Source organism: Gemmobacter lutimaris, assembly GCF_003570715.1.
GTDB classification, from domain to species: domain Bacteria; phylum Pseudomonadota; class Alphaproteobacteria; order Rhodobacterales; family Rhodobacteraceae; genus Gemmobacter; species Gemmobacter lutimaris.
The window spans coordinates 23,542-40,819 of the sequence record NZ_QXXQ01000023.1; the positions used below are offsets into that span (position 1 = coordinate 23,542).

Consider the following 17,278-nt stretch of genomic DNA (forward strand, 5'->3'; position numbering starts at 1 on the left):
CAGATGCGGCTTTTCCTTACGCTCCTGTTTCGCAATCGTCTGGCCGCGCTTGGCGCCGTGCTGTTGCTGGCGCTGGTGCTTCTGTGCCTCGTGGTGCCGCTTCTGCCGCTGGCCGACCCGAATGTGACCGACACGCCCAACAAGTTCCTGCGCCCGTTCAGCGAAGGGCATCTTCTGGGCACCGATCACCTTGGCCGGGATCTGCTGTCGCGCCTGCTGTGGGGCACACGGCTTTCACTGGCCGTGGGGGTCGCCGCGGCGGCGGCGGCCGCTTTCTTCGGCACACTGATTGGCATCTGCGCCGGCTATTTCGGCGGCTGGATCGACAACGGCCTGATGCGCCTGATCGACATGATCATGGCCTTTCCCTATATCCTGCTGGCACTGGCCATCGTGGCCGCGCTTGGCCCCGGCATGCTGAACGCGCTGATCGCGGTGGCGGCGGTCAACGTGCCGTTCTTTGCCCGCAACATCCGTGGCATCAGCGTCGGGCTGACGGCGCGCGAGTTCATCGACGCCGCCCGCCTGTCCGGTCAGGGCCACGCCCGCATCATCGTGACCGAGCTTTTGCCGAACGTGCTGCCGGTCATCATCGTCGCAATCTCGACCACGATCGGCTGGATGGTGCTGGAGACCGCCGGCCTGTCCTTCCTCGGTCTGGGCAGCCAGCCGCCGCAGGCCGATCTCGGCTCGATGCTGGGCGAGGCGCGGGCAGCGCTGATCGCGGCGCCGCATACGCTCATCGTGCCGGGGGCGATGATCTTCGTCATCGTCATGTCGATCAACCTGCTGGGCGATGGCCTGCGCGATGCGCTGGACCCCCGGCTGCGTTCCGGCGCGCTGGCGCGGCCCAGCCCGGTGACACGGATCGCCCGCCCCGCCCCGCCCCCGGCGGAGACCCCCGCGCGCGGGGTGCTGGATCTGGATGGGCTGACGACGCGGTTCGAGGTCGGCGCGCAGGTCTACAAGGCGGTCAGCGACGTGTCACTGACCCTTGGCAAGGGCGAGTGCCTCGGGCTGATCGGGGAATCCGGCAGCGGCAAATCGGTCACCGCACTTTCCGTCACCGGCCTTGTCGCCTCGCCCCCCGGTGTGATCGCCGGGGGCGCCGCGCGGCTCGACGGGGTGGACCTGCTGTCGCTGCCCTATCGGGATCTGCGTGGCCTGCGCGGGCGCCGCATCGCCTATATCTTTCAGGATCCGCTTTCGACTCTGCATCCGCTCTATCGCATTGGTGACCAGATGGTCGAGGCGATCCGCGTGCATCGCAAGATGCCGTTGGCCGAGGCGCGGGCGCGTTGCCTCGATCTGCTGCGCACCGTGCAGATCCCCAATGCCGAAAGCCGTCTTTCCGCCTATCCGCACGAATTGTCAGGCGGTATGCGCCAGCGTGTCGGCATCGCCATGGCGCTGGTCAACGACCCCGAGGTCATCATCGCCGACGAACCGACGACCGCGCTGGATGTCACGGTGCAGGCGCAGGTTCTGGCGCTGCTTGACAGGTTGCGGCGCGAAAGGGGGCTGTCGATCCTGTTCATCACCCATGATTTCGGCGTGGTCGGCCAGCTTTGCGACCGGGTGGCGGTGATGTATGCTGGCCAGATCGTCGAGGAAGGGCCAACCGCCAGCATCCTGGCTGCGCCCGCCCATCCCTATACCCGACGGCTGATTGCCTGCGTGCCGGAACTCGGCGGGGGGCGGCGTCAGCTTGCCGCCATTCCGGGCCTGCCGCCAGCGGTGAACCGGCTGCCCGCGGGCTGTGCCTTCGCCCCGCGCTGCGACCGTGCCCGCCCCGATTGCCAGAGGGACCCGATTGCCCTGCGCGTCTCTGGCCCACGCGCCGCACGGTGCCTATACCCCGAGGAGGCCCTGTCATGACCACACCCGCGCTGCAAGTGGATGGCCTGTCGAAATCCTTTCCGGTGGGCCGTGGGCTGTTGCGCGGTGCAACGACCATGGTGCATGCGTTGCAACCTCTGTCGCTGGAGGTCAGGCCGGGCGAAACGCTGGGGATCGTCGGGGAATCGGGTTGCGGCAAGACGACCCTGGCGCGCATGTTGGTCGGGCTGTCGCAGCCCAGCACCGGCACGATCCTGATCGACGGCAAGCCACTGGATACCTCGGACCGGCGGGTCTCCAGCCAGCAGATCCAGTATGTGTTTCAGGATCCGATCTCTTCGCTGAACCCGCGCAAGACCATCCGACAGACCATGGAAACCCCGCTGCGCATCCTGTTCGGCATGGATGCTGCCGCCCGCACCGCCCGCATCCATGAGGTGTTCGAGGCGGTAAACCTGCGACCCGAATTCCTTGACCGCTACCCGCACGAATTTTCCGGCGGGCAGGCACAGCGGATCGGCATTGCGCGCGCGCTGCTCGCGCGGCCGAAGATCATCGTGCTGGACGAGCCGGTTTCGGCGCTGGACGTGTCGGTTCAGGCGCAGGTGCTGAACCTTCTCGCCGATCTCAAGACGCAATACGGGCTGACCTATCTGTTCATCAGCCATGACCTTGCGGTGATCGAGGCGGTATCCGACCGGATCGCCGTATTGTATTTCGGCACGCTGGTCGAGATCGGTGCCGCCGACCGGATCTTTGCCCGCCCAAGCCACCCCTATACCCGGCTTCTGGCCCGCTCCGCCCCGGTCGTCGGCCGTCCTCTGGCGCCACAGGACACAGCGGGGGCCGAGCTTCCCGACCCGCTGAACCCGCCTCCGGGTTGCGCTTTTGCCCAGCGTTGTCCAAAGGTATCGCAGCTTTGCCGGACAAAAGTGCCGCAATTGCAGGAAACCGGAGAGACCCAGCGTGCCGCCTGCCACCACCCGGACCAGACGTAATGGTGCCCGCACCGAACAGGTGGCCGAGCATCTGAAGGCCTATATCGTCGCGCAGGGGCTGCGTCCCGGCGACCGGCTGCCGTCCGAGGCCGATCTGATGGCCGCCCTTGGCAAATCCAAGGGCACCGTGCGCGAAGCGATGCGCATGCTTGCGGCGCAGGGCCTGATCCGCACCCGCACCGGGCCGGGGGGTGGGGCCTTTGTCGATGACGTGTCGCGCGATCATGCGATGACAATGCTTTCGAATTTCTTTTATTTCCGCGACCTCTCTCTGGCGGATCTCTATCAGCTGCGCATCCGGCTGGAGCCGGAGGTGGCGGCGATGGTTGCCGGCAGGATCCCCGCCGAGACGCTGGCCCGCTTTCGCGCCGAGACCTCGCGCTTTGATCATCCGCCCCGCGATCTGGTCGAGGAGCAGGCGCAGCACGTCGCCTCGCTGGCTTTTCACCGCGAGCTGGCCGAGCTGTGCCCCAACCCGCTGCTGTCGTTCATCGTGGGGTTCATCGCCAAGATCCTGTCGGATCTGACCGTGATCCGTCGGCTTTATGCGCCGCATAACCATGCCCTGTGGGAACAGGGTCACCGCCACCATGCGCTTCTGCTGGATGCACTTGAATCAGGCGATCCGGCATTGGCCGCCGAACGGATGCGCACCCACATGGAGGCCGCGGCACGCCTGATGCAGTTGCAGGAAGTCCAGGTGGCAAAGACCTTTCTCGGATAACCCCTTCGCCCGCCAGCAAGCAGGGGCAGAGCGAGACCGGCAGGGTCTGATAGCCGAGGGGGCCGTGTAGCGAGGAAGCCCGCCCATTCCACCTTTGGGGCTGGTCAGGCGAGGCTCATTGTTGCTGGCGCCGGTTATGCCGCGCAGCCCCGCTCTGGAGGGAAGTGTCGTTCAATCCAACCTCAATATCACATGAACTATCCTAAACAGGAAAGTTCATCGGCCAGCCATCCGTATCGCACCCGCCCTATGCAAGCGCAGATGCGGCATCTGGGATCGCGTCATTATAGTTCAATCGGCTTCAAACCAGAGGCGACACGCGTGTCAACCCGGCAGGCCCCCGCCTACGCCCATGCCAGCACACCCGGACAGTCGGTGCGCACCGCACCACCAAGACCTCTGACACTCTACCCAGCAAGCATGTGTTCCTGTAATGTTCCATTGCAACTTAGGGCGAGGGCCTTCTTATGTGCAACCTCTACTCGCAGACCAAGAGCCAAGATGCGATGCGCCATGTCTTTGATGACGTGCTGGAAGATGACGAAGAGCTGATTGACACCAGCGGCAACCTGCCCGCCACGCCCGGCATCTGGCCGGATCATCCGGCGCCCATCATCCGGCACCTTGCGGGAGGGAATGGGGCATCCGGCTTCCGGCTGTCGCTGGCCCGCTGGGGGATGCCGACGCCCCCGCAGTTTCTGGCGGGCAGGCGCACTGATCCTGGGGTGACCAATATCCGCAATCTGGCCTCGCCGCACTGGCAGCGCTGGTTTGGGGTGCCGCACCGCTGCCTCGTGCCCTTCACCAGCTTTGCCGAACCCGACAGCCGCTCCGGCCCGATGAAAGGCAAACCCATCTGGTTCGCGCTTGGCCCCGACCGACCGTTGGCCTTCTTCGCAGGCATCTGCACGGAATGGACCTCAATCCGCAAACTGAAAGAAGGTGAGGTGACAGTGGATGCCTTTGCCTTCCTGACCTGCGATCCGAACCGCGAGGTGGCCAGCATTCACCCCAAGGCAATGCCGGTGATCCTGACCCGTCCGGAGGAATGGCGGCAGTGGCTGACGACGCCCTTCGACCGTGCCCGCCATCTGCAGCGGCCGCTGCCGGATGGCGAATTGCAGATCGTGGCAGAGGGGGCGCCGGAAGATGCGGCCTGAAACAGCGTCCACCGATCCCTTCGGCTTGCGCCCTGCCCGCGTGCATGAGGCCGCAGGCCGTGGCCGCCGCGCCTTTGCGCTGTTCCAGGCACTGCGCCACCCCGGCCCACTGATCTGGATCACCCCCGCCCATGCCCCGGAACTGCCCATGTTGCGCGGCTTGCCGCTGGGGGTAGGCGAAAGGCTGCATCTGCTACGGCCTGTGGGCGGGGCCGATGTTCTATGGTGTGTCGAAGAGGCCCTGCGCACTGCCCCGGTCGGGCTGGTGATTGCCGAGCCGGAAAAGCCACTGTCCCTGACCGCAGGCCGCAGGTTGCAACTGGCGGCAGAGGCCGGGCGCAGCACCGGGCTTCTGCTGATCCGCGAAGGCGCGGGCAGCAATGCCACTGAAACCCGCTGGCACTGCGCGCCCACGGCCAGCCCGGCGCCGGACTCGACTCTGCATCACTGGACCCTCAGCAAGAACAAAAAGGGATCAAAAGGAAACTGGCTCTTGAACTGGCATGGCACGTCGGCTGATTTCCATCTGGTTTCCGAGTGTTGATTTCCGCCCAGAACTGAGGCGGATTTCCCATCGAGAAGTAAGCCACCTGTGACTATGGATTTTGTGTGATATTGGAGTCACGGCATTGTTTACCTTATTCTTTTTCGGTATTCTGCGGCTGAACTTGCGTTGAAGCGTAAGCTATTGTTTGCGATTTCCAAGATGGAACAGCGGTGGGTGAGGCGATTGAGCAGCGCGGTGGTCATCTTGGCGTCGCCGAACACTGTCGGCCATTCGCCGAAGACAAGGTTTCTGGTGACGATGGCCGAGGTCTGTTCGTAGAACTTGCTGATCAGGTGGAACAGGAGCTGCCCGCCGGATTGGGCAAAGGGGAGATATGCCCACCGCATCGTCGGCTGGCGCTTCAGCACATGCTGGCTTGGTTCTGGATGCTCTGGAACAGGCAGTTCATGAACGCCGTCCGGCCAAGGGCATGGGGCTGGTCCACCACAGCGACAGGGGCTCTCAAATACTTGTCCATCCGCTACAATGAACGTCTTGCCTAAGCGGGCATCGAGCCTTCAGCCGGTATCGTCGGTGACAGTTATGACAGCGCACTGGCCGAGACGATCAACGGCCTATTCAAGGCCGAGATCATCCACCGCCGTGGCCCCAGGCGCGGCTTCGAGGTTGTCTAATACGCCGCGCAGGAATGGGTCGACTGGTTCAACAACCGACGCCTGCCTGAACCCATCGGGAACATCCCGCCCGCAGACGCCGAGCCAACTTCTGCGCAACTCTGGAAACTGAGCCCATGGCCGCGCAACTAACGAAAATCAGCCTCCGGCAAACCCCGTGCGGTTCACCCGACAGGTGAACCGGAATGTCCGCGTCAGAGCCGTCGAAGGTCAGCCTGCCGCCTGCGGAAACTTGACGCGAGGAAAGTCATACGCCCCGACCTTCGAGGTCAGGTAACGCCCACCCACCAGACCTTCGGCCAGCTTCACCGCTGCGCTGACCCCGTCAATCACCGGCATTCCGGTCTGCGCCTGCAACCGGTCGCACATGTCAGACATTCCGGCGCAGCCCAGCAGCACCGCCTCTGCCCCGTCCTGTTCGCGTGCGGCGCGGATCTCGTGCAGCAGGCGCAGTTCGCAGGTTTCCGGCTCCTGCTCCAGCGCCAAAACCGGCATGTTCACCGCCCGCACGTTTCGGCAGCGCCCCGTCGCCCCGTAACCCGCCACCAGATCCTCGATGATCGGCACCGAACGCGGCAGCGTCGTCACGATGGAAAAGCGGCTTGCTATGGTCGAGGCCACCTGCACCCCGGCCTGACAGATGCCAATGACCGGCCCGCGCGCCACCTCGCGCGCCGCAGCCAGCCCCGGATCGTCGAAACAGGCGATGACATGGGCGTCAAAGCCCCGCGCCTCGCCCGCGCGGATCAGTTCCAGCATCGCGGGCACCGCCAGAGCCTCGTCGGCATGACCTTCGATGCTCGCCGGAGTGCCTTTGGGATTCACGGTTTCGATTACCGTGCCGGGAAAGGCGGCGCGTCGGGCGCTTTCGCCAATCTGCGCCGTCATCGTGACGGTGGAATTGGGGTTGATGACCAGAATGCGCATCATTTGGCCCCGGCGCCCACGCGGGCATCTACAGGCATCGACGGCGTCGGCATCACGAATTGCCGGTCAGAGGTTATGTAGTTGTCGGCATGAAGCCGCGCGATGGGCTGATAGACCTCGGGGTTCACATAGCGCCCCGCCGCGTCCAGACAGTCGCGCCGTACATGCATCTGCACCACCTCGCCGATGACCAGAAGGCGCCGCCCGTATTCCAGCAGCCGGTCCACCCGGCATTCCATGGCGCAGGGGCTTTCGACGATGCGCCGCGCGCGGATATGGGCGCAGGGCGCCGAGGTCAGCCCGGCCAGCGCCACCTCGTCCACATCCTCGGCCACGCCCAGCCCGCAGACCAGCATGGCCTGCGACAGCGCCATGTCGACCATGTTCACCACAAACTCCCCCTCACGGCGGATATTGCGCACGGTGTCTTTCTCCTGCCCGTCAGGGCGGGTCTGGATGCCCAGCACCACAAGCGCGGGGTCATGCGAGAATACGTTGAAAAAGCTCATGGGCGCCGCATTGTCCTGCCCGCCTTCCGACCGGGTGGATACCAGCGCGATGGGGCGCGGCCCGATGAAGTTGGTCAGAAGACGGTAACGGTCCTGCGGGTCCAGGCGCGTGAAATCGAATTCCATGGTCTGTGGCATTGTCGTCCTGTCCCTCTGGATTACGGGCCGGGAACCCGCTATTATCTTCAACATGATTGTCGACATTTTTGTTGTCAATAAAAACCTGCCGCCGATTGACATTCGGTTGAAGGCGGCAAGAATGCCGTAGTGAAAGGGGGTTCTGATGTATCAGAACAAAGAAGCCACGCCCGGCCCGGCAGCGGAAATCTGCGAAAGGATCTGGCTTTCCATCGCCGAACGCAAGCTGCGCCCCGGCACCCGCCTCAAGGAAGAACAGCTGGCCGAGGTGTTCGAGGTCAGCCGCGCACGAGTCCGTCAGGCGCTGGCCATGCTGGAAAGCGACGGGCTGGTGACGATCCTGCCGAATCGGGGGGCCTTCGTCTCGGAACCCGGCGTCGACGAGGCACGCGATGTCTTTCACTTCCGCCGCCAGGTCGAGGCGCGCGTGCTGGAGCGGCTGATGGCCAATATCGCCGATACGGCAATCCCGCAGCTTGAGGCGCATCTGGCGCTGGAGCGCGAGGCCGATGCCCGCGGCGATACCACCGCCACCATCCGCCTGTCGGGCGGCTTTCACCTGCTGCTGGCAGAGCTTTCGGGCTCCGGCTTCCTCACCTCCACCCTGCGCGACCTCATCTCGCGCTCGACGCTGATCACAACCATGTATCGCCGCCATTCGCATCACAACTGCGGGCCGGACGAACATGCCGGGCTGATTGCCCGCATCCGCGCCCGCGACCTGCCCGGCGCGCTGAGGTTGATGGAGGATCACCTGCGCCATGTCGAGGACGAGCTTGACCTGACCGAGGATGTCCCGGTGCTGCGCGATTTGCGCGACGCGCTGGTCTGACCTCCCCTGCCTTTTCCGAGGCACTGCCCCGCCCCGGCGGGCAGCGATGATTTTCGCCGGGCCTGAATTTCGGGCATTTCCGCCGTGAAACCTGGCGTGAAAATATACCAGACAAAATTGTCGACAAAATTATTGACAGAAAAGTCGTCACCCCGCACTCTGGACTGGTCCACCGCCGGAATCGGACGGAAGACCTTTGCAACCGCCGGAGAAGCCCGCATCAGACGGACGGGCCGGCACCTTGACAGGGATAGACCATGACCAGCCTCAAAGCCTCGCTTCTTTCCTGCGTCGCGCTTGCCTGTTTCGCGGGCGACGCCTCGGCCCAGACGCTCCGCTGGGGTGCGGCGCGCGATATCAACTCGCTTGATCCCTATTCCTACGGATCGACCTTCACCATCAGCTTCCTGAACCACGTCTACGAAGGGCTTGTGCGCTACAACGACAAGCTGGAAATCGAGCCGGCGCTGGCCACCGAATGGGAAGTGCTGCCCGGCAATGTCTGGCGCTTCAAGCTGCGGCAGGGCGTCAAATTCCATGATGGCGCCGAGTTCACCGCCGATGATGTGGTCGCCTCGCTGACCCGCGTCAGCCACCCGGATTCGCCCCTGCGCGGCAACCTGCCCGCCTATGTCTCCTCCGCCAAGGTCGATGATTATACCGTCGACATCACGGTGAACGGCACCTACCCGCTGCTGCTGAACGACCTGACCAACATCCATATGTTCGATGCGGGCTGGCTGAAGGACCACAATGCCGAAGTCCCGACCGACGTCGCCAAGAAGGTCGAGGGTTACCCGACCTTCAACGCCAATGGCACCGGCCCGTTCAGCGTCGAAAGCCGCGTGCCCGACAGCAAGACCGTTCTCGTCGTGAACGAAGGCTGGTGGGATACGCCGCAGCACAACCTCAAGCGCATCGAGTTCACCCCCATCGCCTCGGATGCCACCCGCGTCGCCGCACTGCTGTCGGGCGAGATCGACTTTACCGAAAAGGCCCCGATCCAGGATCTGCCCCGCCTCGAATCCACACCCACCGTCAAGGTGCTGGAAGGCAGCGAGCTGCGCACCATCATGTTCGGCTTCACCTTTGCCGACAAGCTGCACAACGGCCAGCCCAACCTGTTCAAGGACAAGAAGATGCGCGAGGCCGTCGCCGCCGCCATCGACCTTGACCTGATCCAGAAGAAGGTGATGCGCGGCAAGTCGCGCAACGCGGGCACCGTGGTCGCCCCGGCGATCCCCGGCTATGACGCGGCGCTGGATACGCCCAATGCCTATGATCCCGAAAAGGCCGCCGCGCTGATCAAGGAACTGGGTGCCGAAGGTTATGAATTCGAGATCGTCTGCGCCAATGATGTCTGGCTGAACGAAGAGGAAATCTGCAACGCGCTGGTGTCCATGCTGACCCGCGCCGGGCTGAAGCCCACGCTGTCGATCGGTCCGAATGCGGTGCAGCAGATCAAGCAGACCAATGGCGAAGCCGATATGTTCAGCTTCGGCTGGGCCAACGAGCCGATGCTCGACAGCTATTCGATCCTGCTTCAGGTGTTCCACTCGAAATCCGACAATGCGGGCGTGTTCAACTGGGGCGGCTGGGTCTATCCTGACCTCGACAAGCTGGTCGATGCCGCCTCGACCGAACTGGACCGCGCCAAACGCCTCGCCATGCAGTCCGAGGCGCTGAAGATCGTGAAGGACGAGCTGATCATGCTGCCCTTCCACCAGCAGCCGATGGCATGGGCCACGTCGGACAAGGTGGAAAGCGTCGTGCAGCTTTCCGACAACAAGGGCCGTCACTGGATGACCCGTATGGCGGAATGACCCTTGCGGCACGGCCCCCGCTGCGGGGCCGTGCCGTGACGCGCATCCGCAACAAGGGGGCCTCGCCTTGATCGTATTTCTCATAAAACGTCTGGCCAATGCGGCGCTGGTCATGCTGGCCGTGGCGCTCATGGCCTTCCTGATCTTCCGCTTCGTCGGCGATCCCGTACAGCTGATGGTCAACGAACAGACCACGCAGGCCGAAAAGGACGCGCTGCGCGAAAACCTCGGCCTGAATGATCCCGTCGCAGTGCAGTTCCTGCGCTTTGTCGGCAATGCGGTGCAGGGGGATTTCGGTGTCTCCTACCGCAACCAGCAAGAGGTGATGAGCCTCATCGCCGAACGTTTCCCCGCCACGATCGAGCTTGTTCTGCTGGCCACCATCATCTCGCTGGTCGTCGGCGTGCCGCTCGGCGTCTATACCGCCATCCATCGCGGCAGCTGGGCCAGCGAGGGCTTGCAGTTCCTGTCGATCATCGGCGTCTCGCTGCCAAGTTTCGTCATCGGCATCCTGCTGATCCTCGTCTTTTCGGTCATGCTCAACATCGCACCGGCCTTCGGGCGGGGCGAGGTGGTCAGCATCGGCTGGTGGACCACGGGTCTTCTGACCCCTTCGGGCCGGGCCGCGCTGATCCTGCCCTCGGTCGCACTGTCGCTGTACCAGATCACGCTGGTGATGCGTCTGGTCCGCGCCGAGATGATGGAGGTTCTGCGCTCGGATTTCGTGAAATTCGCGCGGGCCCGCGGCGTCCCGCGCTGGCGCATCCACTATGTCCATGCCCTGCGCAACTGCCTGATGCCGGTGGTGACGATGACCGCCATGAACATCGGCTCGCTGATCGCCTTCGCCCTGATCACGGAAACGGTGTTCCAGTGGCCGGGCATGGGGATGCTGTTCATCCAGGCGGTCACCTTCGTCGATATCCCGGTCATGGCGGCCTATCTCTGCATCGTTTCCTTCATCTTCGTGGCGCTGAACACGCTGGTCGACATCACCTATGCGCTGATCGACCCGCGCCTGCGCATGGCAAGAGGCTGAGCCCATGACCGCGCGTCCCCTCCCCCCCTCGCGGCTGTCCCGCCTGCGCCAGAGCGACCTGTGGTGGTCCTTCACCCATCATCGCGGCGCCATGATCGCGGCCGCCCTGCTGTTCGTGCTGATCTTCAGCGCCTTCACCGCGCCGCTTTATGTGCCGCAGAACCCGTTCGACCCCGCGCAGCTTGACCTGCTGAATGCCGAATACCCGCCGATCTGGACAGAGGGCGGGCAATGGCCCTACCTTCTGGGCACCGATACCCAAGGCCGCGACATCCTTTCGGCCATCCTTTACGGTTCGCGCATTTCCATCCTGATCGGCCTCGCCTCGGTGTTCTTCGCCCTGGTGGTGGGCATCGGCACCGGGCTGGTGGCGGGCTATTACGGCGGGCTGATCGAAAACCTGCTGATGCGCTTTGGCGACATCCTGCTGTCGATCCCCACCATCCTGATCGCCATTCTGGTCAGCGCCATCGTGCGCGAACTGCTGCCGCCCTCGCTGCGCGAGGTAGGCGCGGGCGGCGTACTGGTGCTGGCCATCGTGCTGTCAGGCTGGGTGCAATATGCCCGCACCGTACGGGCGCAGACAGCCGTAGAACGCAGCAAGGAATATGTGCAGGCGGCGCAACTGCTCAGGGTGCCCGCGCGGCGCATCATGTTCCGCCACATCCTGCCCAATACGCTGACCCCGATCCTGGTTGCCGCCACGCTGAACTTCGGAATGGCGATCCTGACCGAGGCCACACTGTCCTTCCTCGGCATCGGGATGCCCGCCAGCCAGCCCAGCCTCGGCACGCTGATCCGGCTGGGCAATCAGTTCCTGTTCTCCGGCATGTGGTGGATCACCGTCTTCCCCGTGCTGCAACTCTGCCTGCTGGTCGTCGCCGTCAACATCCTCGGGGATTGGCTGCGGGACGCCCTGAACCCGAAACTGAGGTAAGCCATGCAAGATCTGCTGATCCGCAACATCCGCCCGATGGGGGCCGAAGCACAGGACATCCTGATCCGCGCGGGCCGCATCGCCGCCATCGGCAAGGGCCTCGCCGCCGAAGGCGCGACGATCGAGGATGGCGCGGGCGCCATCGCCATCCCGACGCTGGCCGACACCCATACCCATCTCGACAAGACCACCTGGGGCATGCCCTGGTATCCGGGCCGCAAGGGCGGCAGCCTTCAGGATCTGATCGACAACGAAAGGAACAGCCGCATTCCGCTGGGCCTGGATGTCCACCGCCAGTCGATGCGTCACGCCATCCAGCTTGTCGAAAACGGCACCGGCCATATTCGCAGCCATGTCGACATCGACACTGATCACGGGCTGAGCCTGCTGGAAGGCAAGCTCGCCACCCGCACGGCACTGGCGGACGCGGTCGACATGCAGATCGTCGCCTTCCCACAATCGGGCCTTATGAAACGCCCCGGCACCTACGAGCTGATGGACGAGGCGCTGGCCATGGGGGCGGATGTGGTCGGCGGGCTGGACCCGTCCTCGATGGACCGCGACCCGAAAGGCTCGCTGGATGCCATCTTCCGGCTGGCCGAAAAACACGGCAAGCCCATCGACATCCACCTGCACGAATATGGCGAACTGGGCGCCTTCACGCTGGAGGAAATCATCGCCCGCACCCATGCCCTCGGGATGCAGGGTCTGGTCGGCGTCTCGCATTGCTTTTGTCTGGGCATGCCCGATCCGCTGCGCGTCGGCCCGTTGATGGAGGAGGTGGCAAAAGCCGACATCCGCATCTTCACCACCGGCCACCCTTCGGCAGAGGTGCCCAGCCTGCAAGACATGCGCGCGGCGGGGATCAAGGTCGGGCTTGGCTGCGACGGTATCCGTGACACCTGGGGGCCGTGGGGCCAGCCCGACATGCTGCACCGCGCCCGCATCGTCGGCATGAAGAACCGCATGCGCCGCGATGATGAACTGGAACTGCTGTTGGACGCCGCCTCGCGCGGCGGAGTCGAGGCGATGGGGCTGGAGGCTCCGGGGCTGGTGCCCGGCGCCCCCGGCGACCTGACACTGGTCGCAGGCGAAACGCTGGCCCATGCCGTTGTCGAGGAAGCGCCCCGCCCGCTGGTGGTGAAACGCGGGCGGGTCGTGGCGCGGGCGGGCCGGATTGCCCTGCCCGGCGTGGTGATGCCATGACCCGGCTGACGGATCTGCCGCTTGGCACCACCCTGCCCGGCCGCACCGCTCTGACCGCGCAATGGGTGCTGGGCCATGCCGGGGGGCAGCATTGCCTGATCCCCGGTGGCGAGGTGGTGTTCGAGGCGGGCCGCATCCTGCATGTCGGGCCGCGCTTTCCGGGTGAGGTCGCACGGCGCATCGACCTGGGCCGCGCGCTGATCTCGCCGGGGCTGATCGACCTTGACGCGCTGTCCGACCTCGACACCACCGTGCTGGCCATCGACCACCAGCCCGGCTGGGCCAAGGGCCGGGTCTGGCCGCGCAGCTATGTCGACCGTGGCCCCTACGAGATGTATGCGCCCGAGGAACTGGCCTTCCAGAAGCGCTTTGCCTTCGCGCAACTGCTGCTGAACGGCATCACCACCGCCGCGCCCATTGCCTCGCTGTTCTACCGCGAATGGGGCGAGACGGCCGCCGAATTTACCGCCGCCGCCGATGCGGCGGGCGAGATGGGTCTGCGGGTCTATCTGTCGCCCGCCTATCGCTCGGGCGGCATGGTTCTGGAAGGCCCCGGCCAGATGGAGCCGGTGTTTGACGAGCCGCGCGGCATGGAAGGGCTGGAGGCCGCCATCGCCTTCATCACCGCACAGGAGGGCCGCCATGGCGGTCTGGTGCGCGGCATGCTGGCACCCGACCGGGTGGAAACCTGCACCCTGCCGCTGCTGCGCCGAACCATGGACGCCGCCGCCGATCTGGGATGCAAGGTGCGCCTGCATATGGCGCAGGGCGAGATGGAGGTGCAGACCGTCCGCCGCCTGCACGGCACCACCGCGCCCGACTGGCTGGCGCGGGCCGGGCTGCTCAGCGACCGGCTGATCGCGCCCCATGCCACCAATGCCACCGAAACCGATCTTGCGCATTACGCCGCCCATGGGGTCAGCGTCGTGCATTGCCCGCTGGTCTCGGCCCGTTTCGGGTCTGCCTTGCGCAGCTTCGGGCGGCTGAAGGCGGCGGGGATCAACCTGTGCATGGGGACCGATACCGTCCCCGCCGACATGCTGATGAACCTGATGGCGGGCCTTCTGGCCGCGCGCCTAGCCGATCCGGGGGCGCCGCACCAGTCCAGCGCCGATTTCTGGGATGCGGCCACGCTGGGCGGTGCCCGCGCGCTGAACCGCGACGATCTGGGGCGGCTTGCCCCCGGTGCGTGCGCAGATATGGCAGTCTTCCGGCTGGATGATGCGGTGATGACCCCGGCCATCGACCCGATCACTACGCTGGTCGCGGGCGGCACCGGCCGCGTCACGCAGGCCACCTTCGTCGACGGGCGGCTGTCGATGTGCGAGGGCCGCGTGGCCGGCATCGACCTTGCCGCCGCACAATCCCGCGCGCAGGCCCAGTTCGACGGGCTGGTCGCCAAATACCCCGAACGGAGCTGGCAGCATCCGCCCGTCTCCGACCTTTTCCCCCCCAGCTACCCCATCCGCGAGGAAGCCATCCCATGACCGAGCAGCCGACGCTTGATGTCCGCAATCTGCGGGTGGAATTTCCGGGCCGTCATGGCACGGTCACCGCGCTGGACGATGTGAGCCTTACCATCCGTCCGGGTGAGATTCTGGGGGTCGTGGGCGAATCCGGTGCGGGCAAGTCGATGACCGGCCTCGCCGTGCAGCGCCTGCTGGAGCCGCCGGGCCATATCGCGGGGGGTGAGGTCTGGCTGAACGGCCGCCGCATCGACCAGTTGCCCGAACCGCAGATGGAAAAGATCAGGGGCCGCGAGATCGGCGCGATCTTTCAGGACCCGCTGACCTCGCTCAACCCGCTGTTTTCGGTCGGGCGGCAGCTGGTCGAAACCATCCGCCTGCACAGCGACCTGTCAAAGCCCGCTGCCCGCGCCCGTGCAGTGGACCTGCTGGCCGAGGTCGGCATCCCCGCCCCTGCCGAACGGGTGGATCATTTCCCGCACCAGTTCTCCGGCGGTATGCGGCAGCGGGTGGTCATCGCCCTCGCCCTCGCCGCGCGGCCCAGGCTGGTCATCGCGGATGAACCGACCACCGCACTTGATGTCTCGATCCAGGCGCAGATCACCGCGCTCTTGCGCAAGCTCTGCAAGGATCACGGCACGGCGGTGATGCTGGTGACACATGACATGGGCGTCATCGCCGAAACCGCGGACCGGGTGGCGGTGATGTATGCGGGCCGTCTGGTCGAGATCGGCCCGGTGGCCGAGGTCGTGGCCCGCCCCTCACATCCCTACACGCGCGGGCTGATGGGCTCGATCCCCACGCTGGGCGCCCGTGTGCCGCGTCTGGCGCAGATCGACGGCGCCATGCCGCGCCTCGATGCCATCCCGACCGGCTGCGCCTTCAACCCGCGCTGCCCGCTGGTGCAGGACCGCTGCCGCCGCGACCGCCCCGACCTGCGCCCGATGGGCGCGGGCCTCGCCGCCTGCTGGATAGACCCCGCCGCTGCCGCCACGGAGACCGCCGCATGATCCCCCACACCGCCCCCTCCGCCCTGACCGTCAGCGCCATGACCCGGCGGTTCGACGTCTCCGCCCCTTGGCTGAACCGCGTCATCGAACGCAAGCCCCGCCTCTTCGTCCGCGCCGTCGACGATGTCAGCTTCGAGGTGCCTAAGGGCGGCTGCCTCAGCCTTGTGGGCGAATCCGGCTGTGGCAAATCCACCGTAGCGCGGCTGGTCACCGGGCTTTACGCCCCGTCCGAAGGCAGCATCGCCTTCGCCCCCGGTCCCGATGGCCGCCCGCTGTCGGTGCAGATGATCTTTCAGGACCCCTACGCCAGCCTCAACCCGCGCTGGCGGGTGTTCGACATCATCGCCGAACCCCTGCGCGAGCTGAAACTGCGCGAAACCGAGGTCGAAATCGCCGACCGTGTGGCGGAACTTCTGAAAACCGTGGGGCTGACCGCCAGCGACGGCCGCAAGTTCCCGCATGAATTTTCCGGCGGGCAGCGGCAGCGCATTTCCATCGCCCGCGCCCTCGCCTCCGAGCCGGACTTCCTCGTCTGCGACGAGCCGACTTCGGCGCTGGACGTGTCGGTGCAGGCCCAGATCCTCAACCTGATGCGCCGCCTTCAGGACGAGATGGGCCTGACCTATCTGTTCATCAGCCATGACATGAGCGTGGTGCGCCACATGTCTGACCAGATTGCAGTGATGTATCTGGGCCGCATCGTCGAACAGGCGCCGACCGAGGTGCTGTTCGCCCATCCGCGCCATCCCTATACACAGCTGCTGCTGGAAACGATCCCCAATGTCACCGCCCCGCGCCGGGATCGCGAGCCGCAGGCAGGCGAGGTGCCCAGCCCGCTGAAGCCACCCTCGGGCTGCACCTTCCATCCGCGCTGCCCACAGTCCGACAGCCGCTGTTCCGCTGAACGGCCGGAAATGACGACGATGCCCGATGGCAGCCGCGTCGCCTGCCATCGCGTGGAGGAGATGATGGCGCGGATGGCGTGATGCCGGGGATGCAGGGGATGCAGGGCCCCTCACTTCTTGCGCGCCAGAGGCCTTCCCACGCCGAAAGAGGCCGGAAATCCAGACCCAAGAATGATGCCAACAAGCAGAACCCATGCGGCGCACTTGCTTGGCACAGCCTCCAGCGCAACCCTATGTCCGGATACCCCGCAGCCTCCGGCTGCTGGTGAACACCAGCCGCCCTGTCTCACGCCGAAACTGCGGCGTCGGTCTGTTCCCGTTTCAGATCGAAAGCACCCGGGACTGCGCCCCACATTTTGTGGGTAATTCAATCCGATGGGTTAACTTCTTGTTCACGATAATAACCCATACGTTTCGAAGGACATAAATAGCATTTCAATCTGTAGTTCTTAATGCCTAGGGTCAGGACCCATTGATCGTCAAAGCCAGAAGATGACGGTTGCAGCGAGGGCGACTGCTGACAGGAAGACCTTGGGGCATCTGTCATAGCGGGTGGCGACGCGGCGCCAGTCCTTGAGCCTGC

At 65.1% G+C, this 17,278-nt stretch carries 15 protein-coding genes and 3 pseudogenes; 14 read left to right on the top strand and 4 right to left on the bottom strand.

Translation table 11 applies throughout. The annotated features are described in order from the left end of the window. Positions 1-3: 3 nt before the first annotated feature. From D2N39_RS21235 to D2N39_RS21255, 5 genes are all read left to right on the top strand, one after another. Entirely contained in the window at positions 4-1,878 is a 1,875-nt protein-coding gene (locus tag D2N39_RS21235) for a dipeptide/oligopeptide/nickel ABC transporter permease/ATP-binding protein (protein ID WP_119136757.1), read from the top strand. After that, a complete protein-coding gene (locus D2N39_RS21240; RefSeq protein ID WP_119136758.1) occupies positions 1,875-2,837 on the top strand; it encodes an ABC transporter ATP-binding protein in 963 nt (320 codons plus the stop codon). Before D2N39_RS21235 ends, D2N39_RS21240 begins: the two co-directional genes overlap by 4 nt. Beyond that, positions 2,806-3,561 carry a FadR/GntR family transcriptional regulator gene (locus D2N39_RS21245; protein WP_119136759.1) on the top strand — a complete coding sequence of 252 codons (756 nt, stop codon included), beginning with the start codon at positions 2,806-2,808 and terminating at the stop codon, positions 3,559-3,561. The genes D2N39_RS21240 and D2N39_RS21245 overlap by 32 nt, the downstream gene beginning before the upstream one ends. A gap of 467 nt (positions 3,562-4,028) precedes the next feature. After that, a complete protein-coding gene (locus D2N39_RS21250) occupies positions 4,029-4,721 on the top strand; it encodes an SOS response-associated peptidase (RefSeq protein WP_119136760.1) in 693 nt (230 codons plus the stop codon). Beyond that, the gene (locus D2N39_RS21255; protein WP_119136761.1) at positions 4,711-5,265 is read left to right on the top strand and encodes an ImuA family protein; all 555 of its coding nucleotides are present in this window, start codon (positions 4,711-4,713) and stop codon (positions 5,263-5,265) included. Before D2N39_RS21250 ends, D2N39_RS21255 begins: the two co-directional genes overlap by 11 nt. An 89-nt stretch (positions 5,266-5,354) precedes the next feature. Here the strand turns inward: D2N39_RS21255 and D2N39_RS21260 are convergent. Then, positions 5,355-5,603, bottom strand: a pseudogene (locus D2N39_RS21260) (ATP-binding protein); the annotation flags it as partial. Between D2N39_RS21260 and D2N39_RS21265 the strand changes: the two are divergent. Further along, a pseudogene (locus D2N39_RS21265) lies at positions 5,602-6,082 on the top strand (DDE-type integrase/transposase/recombinase); the annotation flags it as partial. The pseudogenes D2N39_RS21260 and D2N39_RS21265 sit on opposite strands and share 2 nt — an antisense overlap. A gap of 31 nt (positions 6,083-6,113) precedes the next feature. Here D2N39_RS21265 and D2N39_RS21270 read toward each other — a convergent pair. Together D2N39_RS21270 and D2N39_RS21275 are read right to left on the bottom strand one after the other, a co-directional pair. Beyond that, entirely contained in the window at positions 6,114-6,830 is a 717-nt protein-coding gene (locus D2N39_RS21270) for an aspartate/glutamate racemase family protein (RefSeq protein ID WP_119136762.1), read from the bottom strand. After that, positions 6,830-7,477, bottom strand: coding sequence for a flavin reductase family protein (locus tag D2N39_RS21275; RefSeq protein WP_233557356.1), 648 nt, complete (start codon positions 7,475-7,477; stop codon positions 6,830-6,832). The genes D2N39_RS21270 and D2N39_RS21275 overlap by 1 nt, the downstream gene beginning before the upstream one ends. Before the next feature lie 145 nt (positions 7,478-7,622). On the opposite strand from D2N39_RS21275, the gene D2N39_RS21280 reads away from it, so the two are divergent. The 8 genes from D2N39_RS21280 (at position 7,623) to D2N39_RS21315 (ending at position 16,776) form a co-directional block, all read left to right on the top strand. Beyond that, positions 7,623-8,309, top strand: a complete 687-nt coding sequence (locus D2N39_RS21280; RefSeq protein ID WP_119136764.1) for a GntR family transcriptional regulator — start codon at positions 7,623-7,625, stop codon at positions 8,307-8,309. A 257-nt stretch (positions 8,310-8,566) separates the two neighbouring features. Next, complete coding sequence (locus D2N39_RS21285; RefSeq protein WP_119136765.1) at positions 8,567-10,132, top strand: ABC transporter substrate-binding protein; 1,566 nt, start codon at positions 8,567-8,569, stop codon at positions 10,130-10,132. A gap of 67 nt (positions 10,133-10,199) precedes the next feature. Continuing rightward, the gene (locus tag D2N39_RS21290; RefSeq protein WP_054304386.1) at positions 10,200-11,171 is read left to right on the top strand and encodes an ABC transporter permease; all 972 of its coding nucleotides are present in this window, start codon (positions 10,200-10,202) and stop codon (positions 11,169-11,171) included. 4 nt (positions 11,172-11,175) lie between these two features. Then, a complete protein-coding gene (locus D2N39_RS21295; RefSeq protein ID WP_119136766.1) occupies positions 11,176-12,108 on the top strand; it encodes an ABC transporter permease in 933 nt (310 codons plus the stop codon). A 3-nt stretch (positions 12,109-12,111) separates the two neighbouring features. Continuing rightward, on the top strand, positions 12,112-13,314 hold the full coding sequence (locus D2N39_RS21300; protein WP_119136767.1) for an amidohydrolase family protein: 1,203 nt from the start codon (positions 12,112-12,114) through the stop codon (positions 13,312-13,314). Then, complete coding sequence (locus D2N39_RS21305) at positions 13,311-14,801, top strand: amidohydrolase family protein (protein ID WP_119136768.1); 1,491 nt, start codon at positions 13,311-13,313, stop codon at positions 14,799-14,801. Before D2N39_RS21300 ends, D2N39_RS21305 begins: the two co-directional genes overlap by 4 nt. Next, entirely contained in the window at positions 14,798-15,790 is a 993-nt protein-coding gene (locus D2N39_RS21310; protein WP_054304382.1) for an ABC transporter ATP-binding protein, read from the top strand. Before D2N39_RS21305 ends, D2N39_RS21310 begins: the two co-directional genes overlap by 4 nt. Continuing rightward, positions 15,787-16,776, top strand: coding sequence for an ABC transporter ATP-binding protein (locus tag D2N39_RS21315; RefSeq protein ID WP_119136769.1), 990 nt, complete (start codon positions 15,787-15,789; stop codon positions 16,774-16,776). The genes D2N39_RS21310 and D2N39_RS21315 overlap by 4 nt, the downstream gene beginning before the upstream one ends. 398 nt (positions 16,777-17,174) lie before the next feature. On the opposite strand, the pseudogene D2N39_RS21320 reads toward D2N39_RS21315, so the two are convergent. After that, positions 17,175-17,278 (bottom strand): annotated as a pseudogene (locus D2N39_RS21320) (IS5/IS1182 family transposase); the annotation flags it as partial.

Bases quoted from the DNA above. Each gene is read 5' to 3' on its own strand.
- D2N39_RS21235 (WP_119136757.1), top strand. From the start codon at position 4: ATGCGGCTTTTCCTTACGCTCCTGTTTCGCAATCGTCTGGCCGCGCTT.
- D2N39_RS21240 (WP_119136758.1), top strand. From the start codon at position 1,875: ATGACCACACCCGCGCTGCAAGTGGATGGCCTGTCGAAATCCTTTCCG.
- D2N39_RS21250 (WP_119136760.1), top strand. From the start codon at position 4,029: ATGTGCAACCTCTACTCGCAGACCAAGAGCCAAGATGCGATGCGCCAT.
- D2N39_RS21255 (WP_119136761.1), top strand. From the start codon at position 4,711: ATGCGGCCTGAAACAGCGTCCACCGATCCCTTCGGCTTGCGCCCTGCC.
- D2N39_RS21270 (WP_119136762.1), bottom strand. From the start codon at position 6,830: ATGCGCATTCTGGTCATCAACCCCAATTCCACCGTCACGATGACGGCG.
- D2N39_RS21275 (WP_233557356.1), bottom strand. From the start codon at position 7,477: ATGCCACAGACCATGGAATTCGATTTCACGCGCCTGGACCCGCAGGAC.
- D2N39_RS21280 (WP_119136764.1), top strand. From the start codon at position 7,623: ATGTATCAGAACAAAGAAGCCACGCCCGGCCCGGCAGCGGAAATCTGC.
- D2N39_RS21285 (WP_119136765.1), top strand. From the start codon at position 8,567: ATGACCAGCCTCAAAGCCTCGCTTCTTTCCTGCGTCGCGCTTGCCTGT.
- D2N39_RS21295 (WP_119136766.1), top strand. From the start codon at position 11,176: ATGACCGCGCGTCCCCTCCCCCCCTCGCGGCTGTCCCGCCTGCGCCAG.
- D2N39_RS21300 (WP_119136767.1), top strand. From the start codon at position 12,112: ATGCAAGATCTGCTGATCCGCAACATCCGCCCGATGGGGGCCGAAGCA.
- D2N39_RS21305 (WP_119136768.1), top strand. From the start codon at position 13,311: ATGACCCGGCTGACGGATCTGCCGCTTGGCACCACCCTGCCCGGCCGC.
- D2N39_RS21310 (WP_054304382.1), top strand. From the start codon at position 14,798: ATGACCGAGCAGCCGACGCTTGATGTCCGCAATCTGCGGGTGGAATTT.
- D2N39_RS21315 (WP_119136769.1), top strand. From the start codon at position 15,787: ATGATCCCCCACACCGCCCCCTCCGCCCTGACCGTCAGCGCCATGACC.